The sequence below is a fragment of the Chitinophaga alhagiae genome (genome assembly GCF_003568665.1).
Lineage (GTDB): Bacteria > Bacteroidota > Bacteroidia > Chitinophagales > Chitinophagaceae > Chitinophaga > Chitinophaga alhagiae.
This window is the reverse complement of sequence record NZ_QXMH01000001.1, coordinates 1129074-1148381: the sequence shown is the minus strand read 5'-3', so window position 1 is coordinate 1148381 and position 19308 is coordinate 1129074. Positions and strand designations below refer to the sequence as shown.

Below are 19308 nucleotides of genomic sequence, written 5' to 3'. Positions count from 1 at the left end.
CTCAAATAAAAAAAGCATGACGTCAACCATCAGGATCACCAAAATAGAGACCGTACACATTTCGCACCTGCTCATGCTGCGTGTGCATACAGACGCGGGCATCACCGGCCACGGAGAAACATACTACGCGCCCGGCGCGGTGGCGGCATTACTGCACGACTGGATGTCTGACAAGCTGCTGGGCGCCAATGCGCTTGACATAGAAAAGCACTGGCGGTTCTTTTACCAGCGTTTCATGAACTTCGGCGGCCGCGGTGCGGAGATACGCGCTATTTCCGCGCTGGACCTTGCGCTGTGGGATATTCTGGGCCAGAGCTGCGGCCTGCCCGTATGGCAATTGCTCGGCGGCCGCACGCAAAACGTGTTACCGGCCTATAACAGCGCCGGCGGCACCAGTTACGGTGTGCCCGTTTCCGGCGGAGGAGAACGCCTTTCACAACAGCTTCTCTGGCCCGGCCACGGCAGCGCAGGCTTCAACGGGCCGCTGGAAGATAACTGGGCCAGCGTTCACCGCCCGGCTGAATACGCGGAAGAGTTGCTGCGGGAAGGGTATACGGCCATGAAAATGTGGGCGCTGGACCCGCTGGCGCACCGTTCCGGCGGCACCCTCCACCTTGGCTGGAAAGAGTTGAAAGCCGCGCTGGCGCCGCTGTTCAAGGTAAGGGAAAGAGTGGGGTACGATATCGAGCTCATGCTGGACGGTCACGGCTTCTTCCAATGGCCTGCCGCCATGCGCATTGCTGAAGTAATGCGTGACATCAAACCGCTCTGGATGGAAGACGTGCTCCGTACCGATAACATGGACACGCTGAAAAGGTTCCGGGATGCGGCCGGCGTGCCTGTTGCAGTGAGCGAAATGCTGACCGTGCGTGATGATTACCGGCAGGTATTGGAAAACGGCGGGGCAGACTATATCATGATAGACCCCACCTGGGTAGGCGGTATTTCGGAAACACGCCGCATCACTGAAATGGCCATTCCCTACAATATACCCGTTACCATGCATGACTGCACCGGCCCGCTGACCCTGCTTGCCGGCGTACATGTGGGCATCAGCAATCATAACGTGGTATACCAGGAAAGCGTACGCGCCCATCTGCGCGTGGCATATAAAAAACTGATCGATGCAGACATTACGGTTAATAACGGCGGCATACACGCACCAGTGCGGCCGGGGATCGGCGCGGCCTGGCTGCCGGAACTTTTCAGTGAGACCGCTCCCACCTACAGGGTATCTGTATGGCAACCATAAAAACGGAAAACATGGAACATATACGTTCGGAACAATTGTACGCGGAGGCCTGTGAGATCATTCCCTGCGGGGTATCCAGCTCCATGCGGAAAAATGTGAAGCCCCTGCTCTTTTTCGAACGGGCGGAAGGGCCGTATTATTTTGATGTGGACGGTAACCGTTATATCGATTACACGTTGGCATGGGGCCCGCTGATAGCGGGCAGCAATCATCCATTTATAAATAAGGCCGTTGCGGAACAGTTGCAGCGGAGCTACACGCTGGGCGCACAGCATCCGCTGGAAGTAACGCTGGCCAAAAAACTGACCGGCATATTGCCGGGCGTGGAGCAGGTGGCGTTCAGCAATACAGGCAGTGAGGCGGTACAGTCCGCCATCCGCATTGCCCGCACCTACACGGGCCGCAACAAGATCGTGAAGTTTGAAGGGCACTATCACGGCTGGCTGAACAATGTGCTGGTCAGCTACAAACCGCAGCCCGCCCAGCTGGGCACCCCCGTGGCATCGTGTGGCGGCCAGCCCGCGCCTGAATTTGAGGATACGCTGGTATTGCCCTGGAACAACCTGGCAGCTGTGAAAGAATTACTGGCCGCGCGCGGCCACGAGATAGCCTGTGTGATCACAGAGCCGGTGCTTGCCAACTCAGGCTGCTGCATGCCGGAAGAAGGATACCTGCAAGGTATCATTGACTGCTGCCGGGAGCATGGGGTGGTGTCTGTGTTTGATGAAGTGATCACGGGGTTCAGGCTGGCGCTCGGCGGCGCACGGGAATATTTTGGCCTGCGGCCGGACCTGTCCGTGTACGCAAAAGCCATAGCGGGCGGTTTTACGATGGCCGCGCTGGGCGGCCGGAAGGCTGTTTTTGATGTGATACGCGAAGGCAAGACCATTCACGCGGGAACATACAACGGTGCATCTGTTAACCTGGCCGCCGCTCTTGCCACCATCACGGTATTATCCGGCGATGGTTGTTTTACGCGCTTGCATGCATACGGCCATGCCCTGCGGGAGCATCTGCAGCTGGCCGCCCGCAAAGCGGGGCTTCTGCTGGTAACCGCCGGTACCGGCAGCGTGTTCAGCATGCACTTCGGCCTGCGGGAAGAACCGCGCAACTATGCGGACACACTGGCGGCTGATGCCGCACTGTTCGCAAAGTTCAGGGCGCTGATGCTGCATGAAGGCATTCACCTGCTGCCAGACGGGCGTTGGTACATCGGCATTACCCACACGGACGCGGAGCTGGCGTTCACCCGCCAGGCTATTGATAACACTTTTGCCGGCCTGGCCGGATCATAAAAAACACCGCGTATGACACCCACTGTTTTTGTAGCGGGTCTTTTCCACGAAACACATACTTTTCTCCACGAGAGAACGGGGATGGACAGTTTCAGGAAAATGGCGCTGTTCCACGGCCGGGATATTATTGCCAATAACGATGACAACGGTTCCCCGATGGACGGTTTTCTTTGGTACGCCCGGGAAAGAGGCTGGCAGGTAGTGCCGGGGATACAGATGGCGGCCATGCCTTCCGGCATGGTGGAGGAAGAAGTGTACAACTATTTCAGGGCGCATTTTTTTGCAGCGCTGGAGAAAAGCTGGCCTTCGCTTGACGCAGTGTATCTCGTATTGCATGGCGCCATGGTCAGCGAAGGTACGCCCGATGCGGAGGGCCGGTTGCTGGAGGAACTGCAGCACTTCCTGGACGCCCGGGGAAAACAGATCCCCGTGGTGGCGGTGCTCGATCTGCATGCAAACGTGTCGCAACAGATGGTCAGCAACAGTACCTGTTTATATGCCTACCGTAAAAATCCGCATACCGATGCGCGGGAGGCAGCCATAAAAGCGGCTGTGCTGCTGCATGAGATCATGTTGGAACCGGCCGTGCGGCAGGTATTCCGCGCCACCCCGTATATTATTCCCCCGGCAGGTTTGGGAACGGATGCTGACCCCATGCGGGCGGTGCTTCGCAAAGCGGCGGCCATGGAAGCGGCCAGCCCGGAGATACTTTGCATCAATGTAATGGCGGGCTTTGCGTATGCGGATATAGCGGATTGCGGTGTCAGCTTTACCTGCTGCACGCGTGGCAGCGCAGAAAAAGCGGACGCATGTCTTGCAGAACTGGAGCGGGAGCTGGCGCAACATCTGCAGGCCGCTTACCCGGAAGAAAACCGGCTGGAAGAAGTGCTGGCCCTTACCGGCAAACAAACGCCGGTGCTGCTCATAGAAGCAGCAGACAATATCGGCGGCGGTACGCCGGGAGACGGCACGGGCGTTCTGGCGCCGCTGCTGGCCACCGGCAGGAACGGGATCGTTGCCGTGTTAAATGATGCGGTGGCGGTACAGGCATGTGTTGCGGCAGGTATAGGCGCCAACATAGCGCTGCTGATAGGCGCCAAAACGGATGCCTTTCATGGTGAGCCCGTGAAGTTTGAAGGGACCGTGAAGAACCTGACAGACGGGCGGTTTGAGCTGGAGAACAAAAACTCGCACCTGGCGTCTATAATGGGCAGCCATGTGAACATGGGGACCTGCGCGGTGATCTCCAACGGGCAGGCCACCATCCTGCTCACTACTTGCAAAACACCGCCAATGGACCTTGGGCAGCTACGCTCGCAGGGAATAGCACCGGAAGCGGCGCGCTACATCATTGTAAAAGCCGCGGTATCTCACAAGCAGGCGTATGACCCGGTGGCGGCGGCCGCATTTTATATTGACAGCCCCGGCCTCTGTACCAGCAACCTCACAAGGCTGCCGTACAGGCACATCGGGAACAAGATCATCAGCATGCCTGCCGGAACGTGAGGCAGTGAGCAAGTAGCGTTTGCACGAAGCAGTAATAATTCCATCATACAATGCAAATATGATGTCATACTTGGATAACCACGTGTCCATTTAGCAACGGAATACGAACTATTTTTGAAATGGCTTGAGGAAGCCATTTTCAACCAGAACAAAATAGCATTATCAACCACGCACAGCCGTTTTCTGCAAACGGCCCGGTGATTTTTTTGAATTTTTTGAAGCATACTACTATGAATGTATCAGCAGTTTTAATGATCGCAATGTCTTTGGGTATGGCCGGTGCCACCGCAGCACCGGCGGCCGGAAGTGCAAGACCGGCGGGCGTCAGCCACACGGTTGCCCGCCCGCCTGTTTCCGGCAGGGTAACGGATGCCGCCGGCCAGCCGCTTGAAGGCGTATCCGTATTTGTAAAAGGCACGCAGCGGGGCACCGCCACCAATGAAGACGGGCGCTTCCAGTTGGAAGCTGCCAAAGGCGATGTGCTCGTTTTCCGCATTGTAGGATATAAAGAATTTAGCGTGATGGTTGGTGACCAGGGGATTCCCGCCGTAGTGCTGGAGCGCAGCCTGTCTGACCTTGACGAAGTGGTAGTGGTGGGGTATGGTACTTCATCCAAACGCCGCCTGACCACTGCTATTGCCAAGGTTTCCGGTGCGGACCTCGGCAGGCAGCCTGTTGCCAATCCCGGAGATGCGCTGGCAGGCCTGGCCGCCGGTGTACAGGTGCAATCCGCCTCAGGCAGCCAGCCGGGCGAAGCGCCTACCATCCGCATCCGCGGTATCGGCTCCATGGGCGCGGCCAATGATCCGCTGTACGTGGTAGATGGTTATCCGCTGCCAAATGCCGCACAGTTCCAGCGCATCAATGTATCAGACATTGAATCCATCGAGTTGCTGAAAGATGCGGCGTCTGCCGCTATTTACGGTTCCCGTGCCGCTAATGGCGTGGTAATCGTTACCACCAAGCGGGGAAAGGCCGGTAAAACGAGCTTTAATGTCAGCGCCTACACGGGTGTGCAGAGCGTGTACCGTAAAATGGACGTGATGAACAAAAGCGAATACCTGCAATATGCAAAAGATGCTACTAACGCAATGAACGGCAGGTATCCCGATATATTTGACACGCCGGAGCTGCTGGCGGATACAGACTGGCAGGATGTGATCTTCCGTTCCGCCCCGATGTCTGACATCCAGGTGAGCGCCCGCGGCGGCAGCGAAAAAGTGCGGTTTTCCGTTTCCGGTAACTACACCACGCAAAAAGGCGTGATGATCGGCACGGACTATAAAATGGGTACGGTGAACGCTAACCTGGATGCGGACCTCAGTGCCAAACTTAAGATCGGCGCAAGTTTCGCGCCTTCGTTTACTACCCGCAACCTGAAGCCCGGCCCTGGCACAGGCGGCCCCGCATCTTACGTGCCCGTGTATGCAGCCATGCTGATGCCGCCGGTAGTGCCTGTGCATCTTCCCAACGGGGATTACGGGCAGAATAACGTATTGCCGTTTACGCAGTACGGCTTCAGCGAGCCGGGCATTCACAACCCGCTGGCGGTACTGGAACTGTATGAAAATAAACAGAACTATTCCGGGCTGCTCAGCAATGTGTTCCTGCAATGGGAACCGCTGAAGGGGCTGCAGATCAGGTCACAGGGCGGTGTAACGGCCGGCGCCACTACTTACAGCGAGTACACGCCGTCCACCCTGGCATATGCCAGCGCGCCGTTTGCCAACCTTTCCAATCCCCTGCTGACGGGTCTTGCCAGCCAGGTAACCAGCAACCGCGTTGCCGGCTGGTTATGGGAAAATACCGTCAACTACAGCCGCAGCCTGAAAGGCGGTCACAATCTTGCCGGCATGTTGCTGTATTCCATGCAGCGCTACAGCGGCACCAGCACCGCCACCCGCGGCAGGGCAGGCTCTTTTGTGAACGACCAGGTGCATAACCCCGCCGCGGCCACCGACCAGATCGGTACGCTGGGGTATGAGCTGAACAGCTTCCTTTCTTATGCCGCCCGCATAAACTATGATTACAAGAACAAATATCTCCTTTCCGCCTCCATTCGTACAGACGCTTCCTCACGCTTCGGGCCGGACAACCGGTTCGGGGTATTCCAGTCCTACTCCGCAGGCTGGCGCATTTCGGAGGAAGCGTTCATGCAGCGCCAGCGGATCTTTGACGAGCTGAAAATAAGGGCCAGCTACGGCGAAACAGGTAATGCCAACATCGGTGACTTTACCTGGATGAGCGGCATCGGCTACGCCAACTACAGCCTGGGAGACCAGCGTGTGCCGGGTGTGTACCAGAGCGGGTATATGAACAAGGAACTGACCTGGGAAAAGAACAGACAACTGGGCATTGGCCTGGAAGCGGCCTTCCTCAAGGAAAGGATTTACCTGACCGTAGACCTCTATAACAAGGAAACCGACGGCATGCTCTTCTCCAAAGAACTGCCCGGTGTAATAGGCTACGCTACTTCCTTCCAGACCAATATCGGCAAGCTCCGCAACAGGGGGTTTGAAATAGAGCTGAATACCCGCAATATGCAGGGGGCTTTTAAATGGAATACCAACTTCAACATTGCCTACAACCGCTCCGAGGTAATGGACCTGGGCGGCAGAACATCGCTCAATACCTTTGCCGGTACCGGCGGCTGGCCAAACGTGTACCGTGTGGAAGTAGGTAAACCGCTTGGCAGTTTTTACGGGTTCATCATAGACGGTGTGTTCAAGAATGCGGAAGAGTTGCAGAAAAGCCCCAAGTGGCCCGGTTCCGGCGTGGGTGACTACAAGATCCGGGACGTGAACGGAGACGGTGAGATCAACGAAGGAGACCGTACCCTGCTCGGCAATGGTTTCCCGGACTATGTGTACGGTATCACCAATAATTTCTCTTACAAGAATTTCGACCTGAGCATCCTGTTCCAGGGTACGCTCGGCAACGGTATTATCAATGGCGCGGCGCGCCACTCGCAGTTGTGGATCGGCAAGTTCAATGCGGTGAAAGATATGGCCAACAACTATTTCAGGCCCGAAGAACCAGACAGGGATGTAAAGTACGCCCGTGTAGGCCCCCGCGCCGGTTTTGCCACGGCAAGCCATTTAAGCTCCTATGCCGTGTATAGCGGATCGTTCCTGCGGTTGCGGAACATTACCCTGGGCTACAACCTGCCAGACGCGTTTGCCCGGAGAATGATGCTCCAGTCTGCCCGGCTTTACGTTACCGCGCAGAACCTCTTTACCCTTACAGAATACCCGGGCTTCAACCCGGAGCCCAGCCAGTACGGCGCCTCCGTATACCAGCCGGGTACCGACCAGGGCGGCTATCCGCTCGCAAAAAGCATCATGGTAGGTATCAACATCGGGTTTTAATTGATCATAAAAACTAAGCGCAGATGAAATCGCATACATATAAACTGATGGGCATGGCCGCATTGTTACTTGGCCTGGGGCAGAGCTGCAAGGATTTTGTAGACCTGAAATCGCCCACGGTCGTGAACAGAGACGATTATTTCAACCGCGAATCGGATATCACGGCTGCCGTGAACGGAATGTACAACAGTCTTCGCGGATACTACGGCAACTATTATGTAGTGGCGGAAGTGCCCTCAGACAATACGGAAGCCAACGGCGCCAACCTGGGTTACGCAGACATGGACCAGCAAACATGGATGAACAACAACAGCTACGTGCAGTCGCTTTGGCTCAGTTCCTATTCCACTATCAGCCGCGCCAATATCATCCTCGATAAAATAGACGCGGTTACGATGAACGATAACCTGAAGAAACAATATAAAGGGGAAGCCCTCTTCGTACGGTCGCTGATGTACTTCCAGCTGACGCAGTTCTTCGGGGACGTGCCGCTCATCCTGAAAGAAGTAAAAACGGAAGCAGAGGCCTACGGCTACCAGCGCGAGGCGGTGAGCAAAATTTATGCGCAGCTGGAAACAGACCTGCAGGCCGCGGCGGAAGGGTTGCTCCCTACCTATACGGGCGCTTCGGTAGGCCGCGCTCCCAAAGCCGCCGCACAGGCGTTGCTGGGCAAGATGTATATTGCCACCGGTCAGTTCGAAAAGGCAGTGCCGGTGCTGAAAGCGGTTAAAGACGCGGGAGATTTTGGACTGCTGGACAACTACGAAAGTGTTTTCAGCGCTACCAACCGCAATAACCGGGAGATCATATATTCCGTGCAGTACCTTGCCGCCGGCAACGGTGAAGGCAGCAACTTCTGCATTGCCTTTGCGCCCTTTGGCTCCGGTACGGAAATAACATCCGGCGGCTTCCCAGCGGGCAGCAACCAGGGTACGGAAGACCTCTTTAATGCCTTTGAGGCGGGAGACCTCCGTAAAGGCGTGGCCATTGCGCGGTACCCTGCCACCAACGCCCTGTATACCCGTAAATTCATAGACCGGCCCATTGCCAGCAACGAAGGCAGGAACAACTGGCCGGTGTTGCGGTATGCGGATGTGCTGCTGATGTATGCCGAAGCCTTGAACGAGACCGGCGCCACCGGAGAAGCCATCAAGCCGCTGAATGAAGTGCGCAAGCGTGCGGGGCTGGAAGACGTTGAAGACGAAGGACAAGTGGCCCTGCGGGATACCATTCTGCATGAGCGCCGCGTGGAGCTGTGCTTTGAAGGGCACCGCTGGCTCGATTTGCTCCGCACCGGCAAAATGCTGCAGGTAATGACGGATTACAAGGAAAAGTATACCGGTGTTGGGTATCTCGTGGAGAACTACGATATTAAGGCGCGGAATGTGTTGTATCCCGTACCGTTCAGGGAAAGGAGCCTAAACCCTAACCTGTCCCAGAACGACGGATACGAATGATTTATAGAAGTTAAACAAGCACAGATATGAGGTTAATTGCAATGGTGCTGGGTCTGCTTTGCTGTACCGCGGCAATGGGCAACCCGATTACGCCCAACAATTTCAGGAAAGGAACAGACAGTGACCGGATAGAGGCCGCCATACAGGAGGCGCTGCGTACGGGCGTAAATTCCATCGAGATACCCCGCTGGAACCAGCAGCGTAAATCGGCGCAGTGGCTGATAGACAGGGCCATTCTGGTGCCCTCTGATTTTACATTGGTGCTGAACGATTGCCTTGTGCGGCTTTCTCCCGGTACGGCAGATAATATCATTACCAATGCCGGCGCGCGCACCAGTCCCTTGTCCGCCAACAAGAACGTTCGCATCATCGGTAAAGGCAACGCCGTGCTCAGTGGCGGGCTGGAGGCGCATTTCAATCCGCCGGGAGACAAGAGCGGTTACCGCACCATCGGCATTCTACTGTACAATACGGAGCATTTCACCATAGAAGGGTTTACGATGGAAGAAACGCAGGCCTGGGCCATATCCATGGAACATGGCTGCGCCTACGGCAGGGTGGCCAACGTCAATTTTGCCAACACCAACAAGTTCCCGAACCAGGACGGGGTAGACGTGCGTAAAGGCTGCCACGATATCGTGATCGAGAACATCACCGGCGTAACCGGAGACGATGTGATCGCCCTCACGGGCCTGGCCACGCCTAACGATACCGCCAGGACCAGCATGCAGGTAGGCGGGCGTTTGCCGCGTGCCAACGATGATATCTACAACATCACCATCCGCAATGTGCAGGCCAAAGTGATCGGCGGCCATGCGCTGGTGCGCCTGCTGAACCAGGACGGGATCAGGCTCTACAACATTTTTGTATCCGACATCCTGGACACTTCTACGGACAGCGAGATCAGGCCCGCCGCCGGCATCAGGATCGGGGAGGAGCACTACTGGTCTTCCCGCATGAACGTGCTGGGGGAAACGTATAATATTGTGGTGGAAAATGTGCGTACAAGGGCAAAATCGGCCGTGAAGATAGTGGGTACGCTGAAAAACGCAACTTTCAGCAATATTACCAGTTACGGCGGTAATTCACAGCTGATAGAATTTGGCCGGCAACCAGTAGAAGGGATCAGGGTAGACGGGTTGAAATGGTAATGAACGGAAACGATAAAAGGGCCGCCGGGTAATGGCGGCCCTTTTTTATTTTCTGTACAGCGAAGGGTCCAGCTGGCTGCGGTACTCTGGGTGTTCCTGGATAAACTTTGCCACAAACGGGCAGTATACCATAACAGGCCGTTTCAGTTCCTCCGCGTAGGCAAACGCGCGGCGGGCCAGCGCACTGGCAATACCACGGCCCTTCAGCCCTTCAGGTACGGTGGTATGCATCAAGGCGATGTTCTTTTTGTAAAACCGGTACGTGAGCACCGCCGTCTCACCGTTCAGCTGCACTTCCAGCTGTTGGTTGGCGGTATTGTTGATGATGTTGAAAGGTACGTTTTCCATGCAGCCGTAATTTAAGTAAAAATGTACCGGCATAGCGTTCTACAGGCAGCGCCCTACCGCCTTTTTTTATTATATTAGCGTACGATTGGATGCTATACCCCCAAACAGGCCCCGGATGTTAACGATGTAATATTATTCAACCCCAAATCCCTTTCGTATGTCAATACCTGTAGTAATTATGATCATGCTGGCTGCCGGCGTATTTGGCGGTATTGTGAGCTTTCTGCTGCCCGCTAACGAAAGCGCTGACACCGGCCGGAAACTGAAGCCCTGGTGGCAATGCGTGATACTTGGCATTGGCGCCACCGTGCTGGTACCCCTCTTCCTTGAATTTGCGCAAAGCAAGCTGCTGGACAATGGTTACCTGGCCTGGAGCTGGAAAAATCCCGATGTACCGGATGCCACCGTACTCACCAAAGATTACCTGCTGTATGCCGCGTACTGCCTGCTGGCGGCTTCTGCGGGGTTCAAGTTCATCAACATGCTGATCAGCAACGTGGTGAAAGACGAACAGTTCAATAAACTGAAAACGGAAAAGGAAGAGCTGGAAAAACAAAGCATCAAACGCATCAAGAATAACCAGAGCGAATCGTTGAAGGAAGAAGAGAACATCCTGAAAAAGGTGCCTGTGAGCAGGAGCCTGGAGTCTGCCGCGGACAGCGATAAGCTGCGCAACGCCATAGCGGGCCTGCCGCCCATCAAAGACCCGAATGACCCGCAGAAAGGCCGCTTTGGCGGCAAGCCGGAAAGGAACGGCCGCCGTCTCACCGCCAGGGTAGCGGCATCTGCCATTCCCGGGTTTTACAACGTGGAGCTGCGGGTGGAAAGTACAGACCCCCAAAAGCCGCTGAACGCACCGGTAATATTTTACATCCACGATTCCTTCACGCCTTCTGTATACACCGTTAAGCCGGAAGAATTTGAGAATGGCGTGGCCGTGGATAATGAGATCCTTTCTTACGGCGCCTTTACGGCAGGCGTAATGGCAGACAACGGAGATACCCTGCTGGAACTTGATCTGTCTGAAGACAGCAAGTTCCCCAAAGAATTTAGGATGCGGTAGGTACATACGCATGCCGGCTTTGCGCTAACCCGTTTGTGCATCCGGCCCGGGAATGCCTGCTAACAACAATCTTGTTAACAGGTTGTAAATGTTTGCAGCCTCCCGGCACGGGATATCCGGCTGTAACTCTTATCTGTACCGTGTTTCATGAGAAATACGTATAAATACCTGACTTTTATTGCAACTCACCCTTTCAATCTGAAAATGCATCTTACTTATATACGGGAGAGGGAATATGGATTATAGATAAACTAATGAATCAAAGAAAAATTGTATGACATGGCAACGAACATTGCAACAATGCCCCCGCATGCATTTCTCAGCCTGCTGCTTTCCCGCGCGGGCTTGCCGGAAGAATGGAATGGCTCCAACCTGTTTGAGGTATCGTTCCGGTTCACATCTTTCAAGACTGATATTCCGCTATGGGCGCTACTTTGCGCCATCGCTATGTTTGCGCTGGCGGTGCTGACGGTACATCTGCTGCATTACCGTTTCCTGTTCAAAAGCAAAACACGGCCTGCCTGGCTGTTTGCCGTTTTTTTAATCATGAAATACCTTTTGCCGTGGCTGGTGCTGAAATTAACGCTGGTGAACGGGGCCGGCTGGCATACACTGATGCCGGCCAGTATCTACATGATTTACCTCGTATTCAGCTGCGCTTTTCTGCTGGACAATGTGATATACCTTTTTAACCGCCGCGCCGCAGACGAGGTATTGGCGGGCCTTTCTTTTAGCCGGGCATATAAGTGGGTGGCCGTTCTGCTATGGGGCGCCATTGCATGGGCCATTGTTCATGAGTGCGCGGACAACGGGTAATAAGGGTGATGGCCGAGGTGTTAAAGTGAATATTTTGTTATTGAATTGCAAAATAACCTCGCCAATTAGCCCTCCGCCGCGCAAAAAACGATCTATAATTATATCTCACTACAGTAACTGGATGCAGGGCGAATGTAAAAACCAGCTATTGCGCCATGCATCTTGCATGGAGAGGGCACTGCTGTATCGGTCCAACAAAAAAATTTAAAACCATTTATCATGAAGAAGAACATGCTAGACGATTTGAACGTTATGCTGCAAACGGCCAGGGATTTCAAGCAGGAGTTTTTTTTGTACAGGAAGTACACGGAAAAGGTGGTAGGGGTGAGTTACACGGAACGGAACTTTATTTCAAATGCGCTGATGCGGATGTCTTTTATTAACCTGTACCAGTTGATCAGCGTGTCAGGCTATGACTATTTCAGCCTGTGGAATTTCTGGGGCAGAATAGAGAGAGGAGAATACCGGGAGGCGCATGTTTGCCCCCTGACCATTGGGGGGTGGCGGCAGGCATTGCTGGGCTGGCGTGAGCAGATAGAGATAGTGAAGAATCTAAGGAACAAGTACGCGTCGCATCTGGTTATAGACACAACAGCAGATGAGCAGGTAATTGCATTGAAGGATGTAGAAGACATGTTCTGTTTTGTTGAAGGGGCTATACTGGAAGTGCTGAACCCGCTGGTAAACGGCAACTTCACACATATCGGCATTGTGAGCGACCAGGCGCCCGGAGGGGCCGGCGCCCCGTCTTCTACACCGGCAGCCAGCGCCACGCCGGTAGTTAACCTTACTTTTCACGCGGCGTAACCACATGCCGCCCAGTTGGAACGCCCCCTTCCGGGAAGCCGGGCTCCCGTATTTGATGCCGCTATGTTTGAATTATCCCAATATTGTTTACTTTTATAAGATACCACACAATTACCGATACCAATGAACACTACTCAAGCGGCGCCGGCACCCCAGGGTATGGGGCGGCTTTACTCCCTGGATGCACTTCGTGGTTTTGACATGTTCTGGATAATGGGGGCGGAAGAAATTTTTCACGGGCTGGGAAAAGCCACCGGCTCCCCGTTCTGGCAGGCTATAGCACAGCAGTTTGTGCATCCTGACTGGAACGGGTTCCGGTTCTACGATCTTATTTTCCCCCTGTTCCTGTTTATGGCGGGCGTGTCTACCCCCTATTCCATAGGCCGCGAGCTGGAAAAAGGGGCGCCAAGGCAACAGCTGTTGCTGCGTGTTATCAGGCGGGCGCTGGTATTGGTGCTGCTGGGGCTGGTGGTGAACAACGGCCTGGCGCTGCGCCCCGTTTCGGAGATCAGGTTCGGCAGTGTGCTGGGCCGCATCGGGCTGGCGTATATGTTTGCCAATATCATCTACCTCTATAGCCGGCAGCGCACGCAAATTGCCTGCTTCTGGGCCTTTATCATCGGCTACTGGCTGCTGCTGAAGTTTACGGCGGCTCCCGGCTATCCGCCCGGAGATCTCAGCATGGAAGGTAATTTCGCTTCCTATGTAGACAGGTTGGTAATGCCGGGCAAATTGTACCTGGGCATTCATGACCCGGAAGGCCTTATGTCTACCATCCCCGCTATCAGCACGGCATTGCTGGGCATCTTGACCGGAAACCTGCTGAAGCACAGTCCGCTGGCGCCTGAAAAGAAAACCTTGCGCATGCTTCTTTGGGGAGTGGTCTTTCTTGTGCTGGCGCAGTTGTGGAACCTCGATTTTCCTATTAACAAAAACCTGTGGACCAGCTCTTTTGTGATGCAGGTAGGCGGTATTAGCCTGTTGCTGCTGGCCGTATTTTATTACGTGATAGATGTAAAAGGCTACAAGGGCTGGACGCTTTTCTTCCGGGTAATAGGCATGAACTCCATTCTCATTTACATGTCAGATCACTTCATTAACTGGGGCTATACCACTAACGCCGTGTTTGCCTGGCTGGGCCAGCTGGTGGGAGATCCCTTTAACGTGGTGGCAATGGCCATTTGCATGGTAGGCATCAAGTGGCTGTTCCTGTACTTTATGTACCGGAAGAAGGTGTTCCTGCGTGTATAGGCGGCAACACCGGATTTTATGTAATTTAGGGTACCATGAAGTACCTGCTTGTTCTGTTCCTTTTCTCATTCACGGCTGGCGGCCCCATAGACAAAGCCGGCTGGCTGATCGGTAGCTGGCAAAGTAATGCCTCCGGCCGTCATATGCTCGAAACCTGGGTGAAGGTGAATGATTCCACCCTTGCGGGCAAAGGGCAGCTCGTCAAAGGGCGGGATACCCTGCTGCTGGAGTCTGTCAGCCTGGAGCAGCGGGGCGGGCAACTGTATTACGTGCCCACGGTCACAGGGCAAAACAAAGGGCTGCCGGTGCGGTTTGCCCTTACGTTCATAGACAGCCGGCAGATGGTGTTTGAAAACCCCGCGCATGATTTTCCGCAAAAAGTAAGTTATACATTGGTCAGTCCCGATTCACTGCTGGCGGAAATTTCCGGTGTGGCGAACGGTGTGCTGAAAACACGGCAGTTCCCGATGCAGCGGCTGCGCTGAACGCCGTGCCTGATCCTGCCGGCGGGCTGTTTTTTGAACATGCTTTCTCCTCAACTTGCATAGGTACCACCGCTTCATTGTTTATGCAACGCCGGGTGCATCCTGTCTGCGCTCATGCGGGCGTACCGGCTTGCCTGCTGCCCGCGCATTACCCTTTCCAGGAAGTTTTGTTTATGCAACGCCGGGTGCATCCTGTCTGCGCTCATGCGGGCGTACCGGCTTGCCTGCTGCCCGCACATTACCCTTTCCAGGAAGTTTTCCCGCCCGCTGCACCGCTCGTCAAATTTTTACCGGGTACGTACACAATCTGGGAAAAATGAGTAATATTATACCGCTGAAATCGAATTGCTGATGTTAAAAAAGATCCACGTCACTGCCACCAGCTCAAATTTTGAACGGGAACCGCTGGTACGCCCCTTCGGGTTCAAAGGCAACTACCTGACGGAATTGTGGCAGGTAGCCGCCCACCTGCAGGCTGCTTCGGGCGTTTCCGGAACGGGCCTGGCCACGCAAAGCGTACTGTACGGAGATGCTGACTTTTTTGCGGCACAGCCGGAAGCAGGCGGCAATGCGCTGATGTACGCCCTCTGTAACCGGGCGCTTGAACTGGTAAAAAAAACACCCTTCCATACGCCGGTAGACCTGTTGCATGCCATTCTGCCCGCCGTAAAAGAAGCGGCCACGCAACTGGCCGGGTGTACCGTGAACGACAATTTTATATTGAATGCGCTGGTGAGCGTAGACAATGCCGCCTGGCTGTTATATGCCGCGGAGAACGGCTTTTCTTCCTTTGATGACATGTTGCCCGCGGTATTCAAACCGGCGTTGCAACACCGCAACCAAAGCATTGCCATCCTCTACCAGGTATCTTACAATATGCCCGTGGCAGATATTGTGCGGGCGGCCCATGAAGGTTTTTTTGTGTTCAAGATAAAAACGGGCCACCCGGGCAGCCAGGAGGAAATGCTGCGGCTGGATATGGAGCGCCTCACCGCCATCCATGCTGCATTGAAAGACCTGCGTACGCCACACACGGCCAGCAGCCAGCTGTTGTACACTATGGACGCCAATGCGCGGTACAAAAAAAAAGAGACCCTCCTGCGCTATCTTGACCATGCCCGTAAAATAGGCGCCTTTGACCAGGTGCTGTTGTATGAGGAGCCTTTGAGCGAGACCAATACAGAATATGTTGGTGATGTAGGCGTACGTGTGGCGGCGGATGACAGTATTCATAATGAACAGGATGCGCAGGCGCGGCTGGAGCAGGGGTACGGCGCGCTGGTGCTGAAAGGCATTGCCAAAACGCTGAGTATGTCGCTGCCCGTGGCGCGCCTGGCGCACGAAAGAAATGTGCCCTGCATGTGCTCCGACCTTACGGTGAACCCCCTGCTGGTGAACTGGCACAAAAACCTGGCGGCGCGCCTGGCGCCGTTTCCCGGCATGGGTATGGGGCTGATGGAAACCAATGGCGATGCCAACTATTGCCGCTGGCAACAGATGAAGCAGCACGCGCCCGGCTGGGAAGATCCTTCGGACGGTATGTTCCGGCTCAATAAAGATTTTTATGAACGCAGCGGCGGTATTTTTGAGCCGGTTGCGCATTACGAAAAGATGTTCAGCAAGCACTCCCGCATATGAAAACATTACTCTGGCTGCTGGCCTGCTGTTACGCCGGCAGCTGCATGGCGCAAGACACGCCGCTCATCATTCACATGAAAGTATTGCAAGGCCTGCAGTACGATGTGGTGCGCTTCCATGTGAAGCCGGGCGCGCGTGTAAAACTGGTATTCACCAATACGGACGATATGAACCACAACCTGCTGATCACGCGCCCCGGCACGCGGGAGCAGGTGGTGAACATGGCGCAGGAACTGGGCGCGCAGGGCCCTGCAACGGATTATATCCCCGCCGGGGAACAGGTGCTCTGGTCTATTCCCGTTACGGAACCGGAGCAGGAAAGAACGCTGGAGTTCACCGCGCCGCAGCAGGAAGGCGTATACCCTTATGTATGCACCTACCCCGGTCATGGCCTCATCATGTATGGCGCTATGTATGTAAAGCAGGATGCGCAGCTGCCAGACCTTGCGGCAGATATGAACATCCCGCCTTCCCGGCGGCAGTCTGACGCCAGCCTGGAAGAAGATGAAACGCACCATACGGCTCATCACGGGCATGCATCCCAAACACTGCATCCGTACACGCCGGTGCCGCCTTATCACTACCGCGTGTTCATTGAAGGGGCCAGTCCCGCCGCAATAGCCGTAAGCCTCCCGCAAAACCTTTCCTACTGCTGGGATGCGGGTACCTGCAAACTGCGTTTTGCCTGGGAGGGTGGTTTCCTGGATAATTCAGACCTCTGGAAAGGTAAAGGCGATGCGCTGGCAAAAGTAACCGGCCACATCTTTTTTACTGAAGCGCCGGCTTACCCGCTGGCCTTCCAGGGAGCGCCGCAGGCAGCGGTTATCCGCTTCAAAGGGTACCGGCTGGTAAACCGGTATCCTGAATTTCACTACACCGTAAACGGCGCTCATGTATACGAGCTTATCAAACCGAAGGAAGACGGCAAAGGCATTGTACGCTATTTCCGGATCACCGGCAACACAAAAGGCCTGGTGTTCCATACCGCGCCGCAAACGGGCGTTGCCTATACCGCTTCCGCCGGCCAGTGGAAGCAGAACGCCTTGTTGTTAACAGCCCTGCAGGCCAGGGAATTTAATATCACAATCACCGTATTATGAAGTACCGGGTGCTCTTGTCAGCATGGCTGTTGAGTGCGGGCAGCATTTTTGCACAGTCATACAAAGTGGAAACCATCCCCATGCCGGAAGGCCTCACCGCGGAAGTAGGCGCTATTGAATTGCTGCCGGACGGCCGGTTGATGGCCGGGTTTACCCGCGGCGAAATAATGACGTACCAACCCAAAACAAAACAATGGAAACTGTTTGCCGAAGGCCTGCATGATCCCCTGGGCATGCTGGTGATCAGCAACGCCGAAGTGCTGGTCATGCAGCGGCCGGAGCTGACGCGCCTGAAAGATACGAATGGGGATGGCGTGGCAGACCTGTATGAGACGGTAACGGACGGCTTCGGTATTTCCGGTAACTACCATGAGTTTAACTACGGCCCTGTGAAAGACAAAGCCGGTAACCTGTTCATTGCGCTTAACGCATCTTCGCCCGGCGGCTCCATGCGGCCGGAAGTGCGGGGAGCCATCAGGCCGGAGGGAAGAGACGGGGCAGACGGGCAAAAGCAGATGTTCTCCGCCGTGCCTTACCGCGGCTGGGTAATGAAGCTGACGCCCTCAGGCAAACTGCTGCCCTATGCCAGCGGTTTCCGCTCACCGAACGGCATCGGTTTTGACCTGGCGGGCAACCTGTTCGTTACAGACAACCAGGGAGACTGGATCGGTACCAGCTGGCTGTTGCATGTAAAGGAAGGAGCTTTCTACGGCCATCCGGCCAGCCTGGTATGGAGAAAGGGATGGAACAGGGGCAGCCCTTTTGCATTGCCGGTAACGGCGCTGGACAGCCTGCGTACCAAAGCTGCCGTGTTGTTCCCTCATGGCATCATGGCCAACTCGCCCTCGCAGCCGCTTTGCGATGCAACCCGCGGCAAGTTCGGCCCCTTTGCCGGGCAGCTGCTGGTAGGGGAAATGAACCAGGGCCGCATTGTGAGGGTGATGCTGGAAAAAGTGGACGGAGAAATGCAGGGCGCCTGCGTGCCCTTCCTTGACGGCCAGGGCCTCCGGAAAGGCAACAACCGCCTGGCCTTTGCGCCAGACGGCAGCCTCTATGTTGGCCAGAACGCTCATGGCTGGCTGGGAGACCTGGGCATTCAACGCATTGTTTACACCGGAACAACGCCGCTGGATATTCATACCATGAAAATAACCAGGCGGGGTTTTGACCTCACGTTCACCTTGCCGGTAGATGCCGCCACGGCGCGCAACGCTGCCAATTATTCCCTGCGCCACTACAATTACAGCTATCATAAAAAATACGGGTCGCACCAGATGGATCTTGACAGTGTGCCTGTTAAACAGGTGATACTGTCTCCTGACCGCAAGCGCGTGTCCATCATTCTCAACAGCCTCCAGGCCGGTTATGTATACGAACTGAAGTTGTCTAACATCCGCACCACAGGGGGCCGGGAGCTGCGGAACAAACTCATCTGCTATACGGCAAACCGGCTGCTGCCGGATAATACGCCTGTTATGAAGGCGCCGGTGTTCGCTAAAAAAGATATTGAAGAAGGGCGGCTGCTGATCTCGAAATCAGACTGTGTGGCCTGCCATAAACCTGCTGAAAAACTGATCGGCCCATCTTACGCAGACATCGCAAAAAAATACAGGCCCACAGAGGCAAACGTGGACCTGATTGCACAAAAGATCATCAAGGGCGGCAGCGGGGTATGGGGCCCCGTGCCCATGTCTCCCCATGCCAATATCCCGCTGACGGATACGCGGAAGATAGCCCGGTACATCCTCTCCTTATAACGAAATGCTGAAAA

16 protein-coding genes are annotated in these 19308 nt (G+C 55.0%); 14 read left to right on the top strand and 2 right to left on the bottom strand.

Features of this window, described 5'->3' with window-relative positions:
* The first annotated feature begins 16 nt into the window (after positions 1 to 16).
* The 6 genes from D3A97_RS04455 to D3A97_RS04430 all read left to right on the top strand — a co-directional run bounded on the left by D3A97_RS04455 (position 17) and on the right by D3A97_RS04430 (position 10029).
* The gene (locus tag D3A97_RS04455) at positions 17 to 1252 is read left to right on the top strand and encodes a mandelate racemase/muconate lactonizing enzyme family protein (protein ID WP_198673859.1); all 1236 of its coding nucleotides are present in this window, start codon (positions 17 to 19) and stop codon (positions 1250 to 1252) included.
* 11 nt (positions 1253 to 1263) lie between these two features.
* Positions 1264 to 2547, top strand: coding sequence for an aspartate aminotransferase family protein (locus D3A97_RS04450; protein WP_157986349.1), 1284 nt, complete (start codon positions 1264 to 1266; stop codon positions 2545 to 2547).
* Between the two features lie 12 nt (positions 2548 to 2559).
* Complete coding sequence (locus tag D3A97_RS04445; protein WP_119077074.1) at positions 2560 to 4053, top strand: M81 family metallopeptidase; 1494 nt, start codon at positions 2560 to 2562, stop codon at positions 4051 to 4053.
* 251 nt (positions 4054 to 4304) lie between these two features.
* Entirely contained in the window at positions 4305 to 7421 is a 3117-nt protein-coding gene (locus tag D3A97_RS04440) for a SusC/RagA family TonB-linked outer membrane protein (protein WP_157986348.1), read from the top strand.
* 23 nt (positions 7422 to 7444) lie between these two features.
* Complete coding sequence (locus D3A97_RS04435) at positions 7445 to 8878, top strand: RagB/SusD family nutrient uptake outer membrane protein (RefSeq protein WP_119077069.1); 1434 nt, start codon at positions 7445 to 7447, stop codon at positions 8876 to 8878.
* Between the two features lie 26 nt (positions 8879 to 8904).
* Positions 8905 to 10029 carry a glycoside hydrolase family protein gene (locus tag D3A97_RS04430; protein ID WP_157986347.1) on the top strand — a complete coding sequence of 375 codons (1125 nt, stop codon included), beginning with the start codon at positions 8905 to 8907 and terminating at the stop codon, positions 10027 to 10029.
* A 45-nt stretch (positions 10030 to 10074) separates the two neighbouring features.
* Here D3A97_RS04430 and D3A97_RS04425 read toward each other — a convergent pair whose 3' ends face one another.
* On the bottom strand, positions 10075 to 10377 hold the full coding sequence (locus D3A97_RS04425; RefSeq protein WP_119077063.1) for a GNAT family N-acetyltransferase: 303 nt from the start codon (positions 10375 to 10377) through the stop codon (positions 10075 to 10077).
* Between the two features lie 157 nt (positions 10378 to 10534).
* Between D3A97_RS04425 and D3A97_RS04420 the strand changes: the two genes are divergently transcribed.
* From D3A97_RS04420 to D3A97_RS04400, 5 genes are all read left to right on the top strand, one after another.
* Entirely contained in the window at positions 10535 to 11440 is a 906-nt protein-coding gene (locus D3A97_RS04420) for a YEATS-associated helix-containing protein (RefSeq protein WP_157986346.1), read from the top strand.
* A gap of 279 nt (positions 11441 to 11719) precedes the next feature.
* Complete coding sequence (locus tag D3A97_RS04415; protein WP_157986345.1) at positions 11720 to 12256, top strand: hypothetical protein; 537 nt, start codon at positions 11720 to 11722, stop codon at positions 12254 to 12256.
* Positions 12257 to 12475: 219 nt separating this feature from the next.
* On the top strand, positions 12476 to 13063 hold the full coding sequence (locus D3A97_RS04410; RefSeq protein WP_119077056.1) for a hypothetical protein: 588 nt from the start codon (positions 12476 to 12478) through the stop codon (positions 13061 to 13063).
* Positions 13064 to 13186: 123 nt separating this feature from the next.
* The gene (locus tag D3A97_RS04405; protein WP_119077053.1) at positions 13187 to 14314 is read left to right on the top strand and encodes an acyltransferase family protein; all 1128 of its coding nucleotides are present in this window, start codon (positions 13187 to 13189) and stop codon (positions 14312 to 14314) included.
* A 35-nt stretch (positions 14315 to 14349) separates the two neighbouring features.
* Entirely contained in the window at positions 14350 to 14799 is a 450-nt protein-coding gene (locus D3A97_RS04400; protein ID WP_119077050.1) for a DUF6265 family protein, read from the top strand.
* Positions 14800 to 14873: 74 nt separating this feature from the next.
* On the opposite strand, the gene D3A97_RS24780 is transcribed toward D3A97_RS04400, so the two are convergent.
* On the bottom strand, positions 14874 to 15038 hold the full coding sequence (locus tag D3A97_RS24780; protein ID WP_157986344.1) for a hypothetical protein: 165 nt from the start codon (positions 15036 to 15038) through the stop codon (positions 14874 to 14876).
* Between the two features lie 112 nt (positions 15039 to 15150).
* Between D3A97_RS24780 and D3A97_RS04395 the strand changes: the two genes are divergently transcribed.
* The 3 genes from D3A97_RS04395 to D3A97_RS04385 are packed head-to-tail and all read left to right on the top strand — an operon-like array spanning position 15151 to position 19294.
* The gene (locus tag D3A97_RS04395; protein ID WP_119077048.1) at positions 15151 to 16437 is read left to right on the top strand and encodes an enolase C-terminal domain-like protein; all 1287 of its coding nucleotides are present in this window, start codon (positions 15151 to 15153) and stop codon (positions 16435 to 16437) included.
* Complete coding sequence (locus D3A97_RS04390) at positions 16434 to 17537, top strand: plastocyanin/azurin family copper-binding protein (RefSeq protein WP_198673858.1); 1104 nt, start codon at positions 16434 to 16436, stop codon at positions 17535 to 17537. Before D3A97_RS04395 ends, D3A97_RS04390 begins: the two co-directional genes overlap by 4 nt.
* Positions 17534 to 19294, top strand: a complete 1761-nt coding sequence (locus D3A97_RS04385; protein WP_198673857.1) for a DUF7133 domain-containing protein — start codon at positions 17534 to 17536, stop codon at positions 19292 to 19294. Before D3A97_RS04390 ends, D3A97_RS04385 begins: the two co-directional genes overlap by 4 nt.
* Positions 19295 to 19308 lie beyond the last annotated feature (14 nt).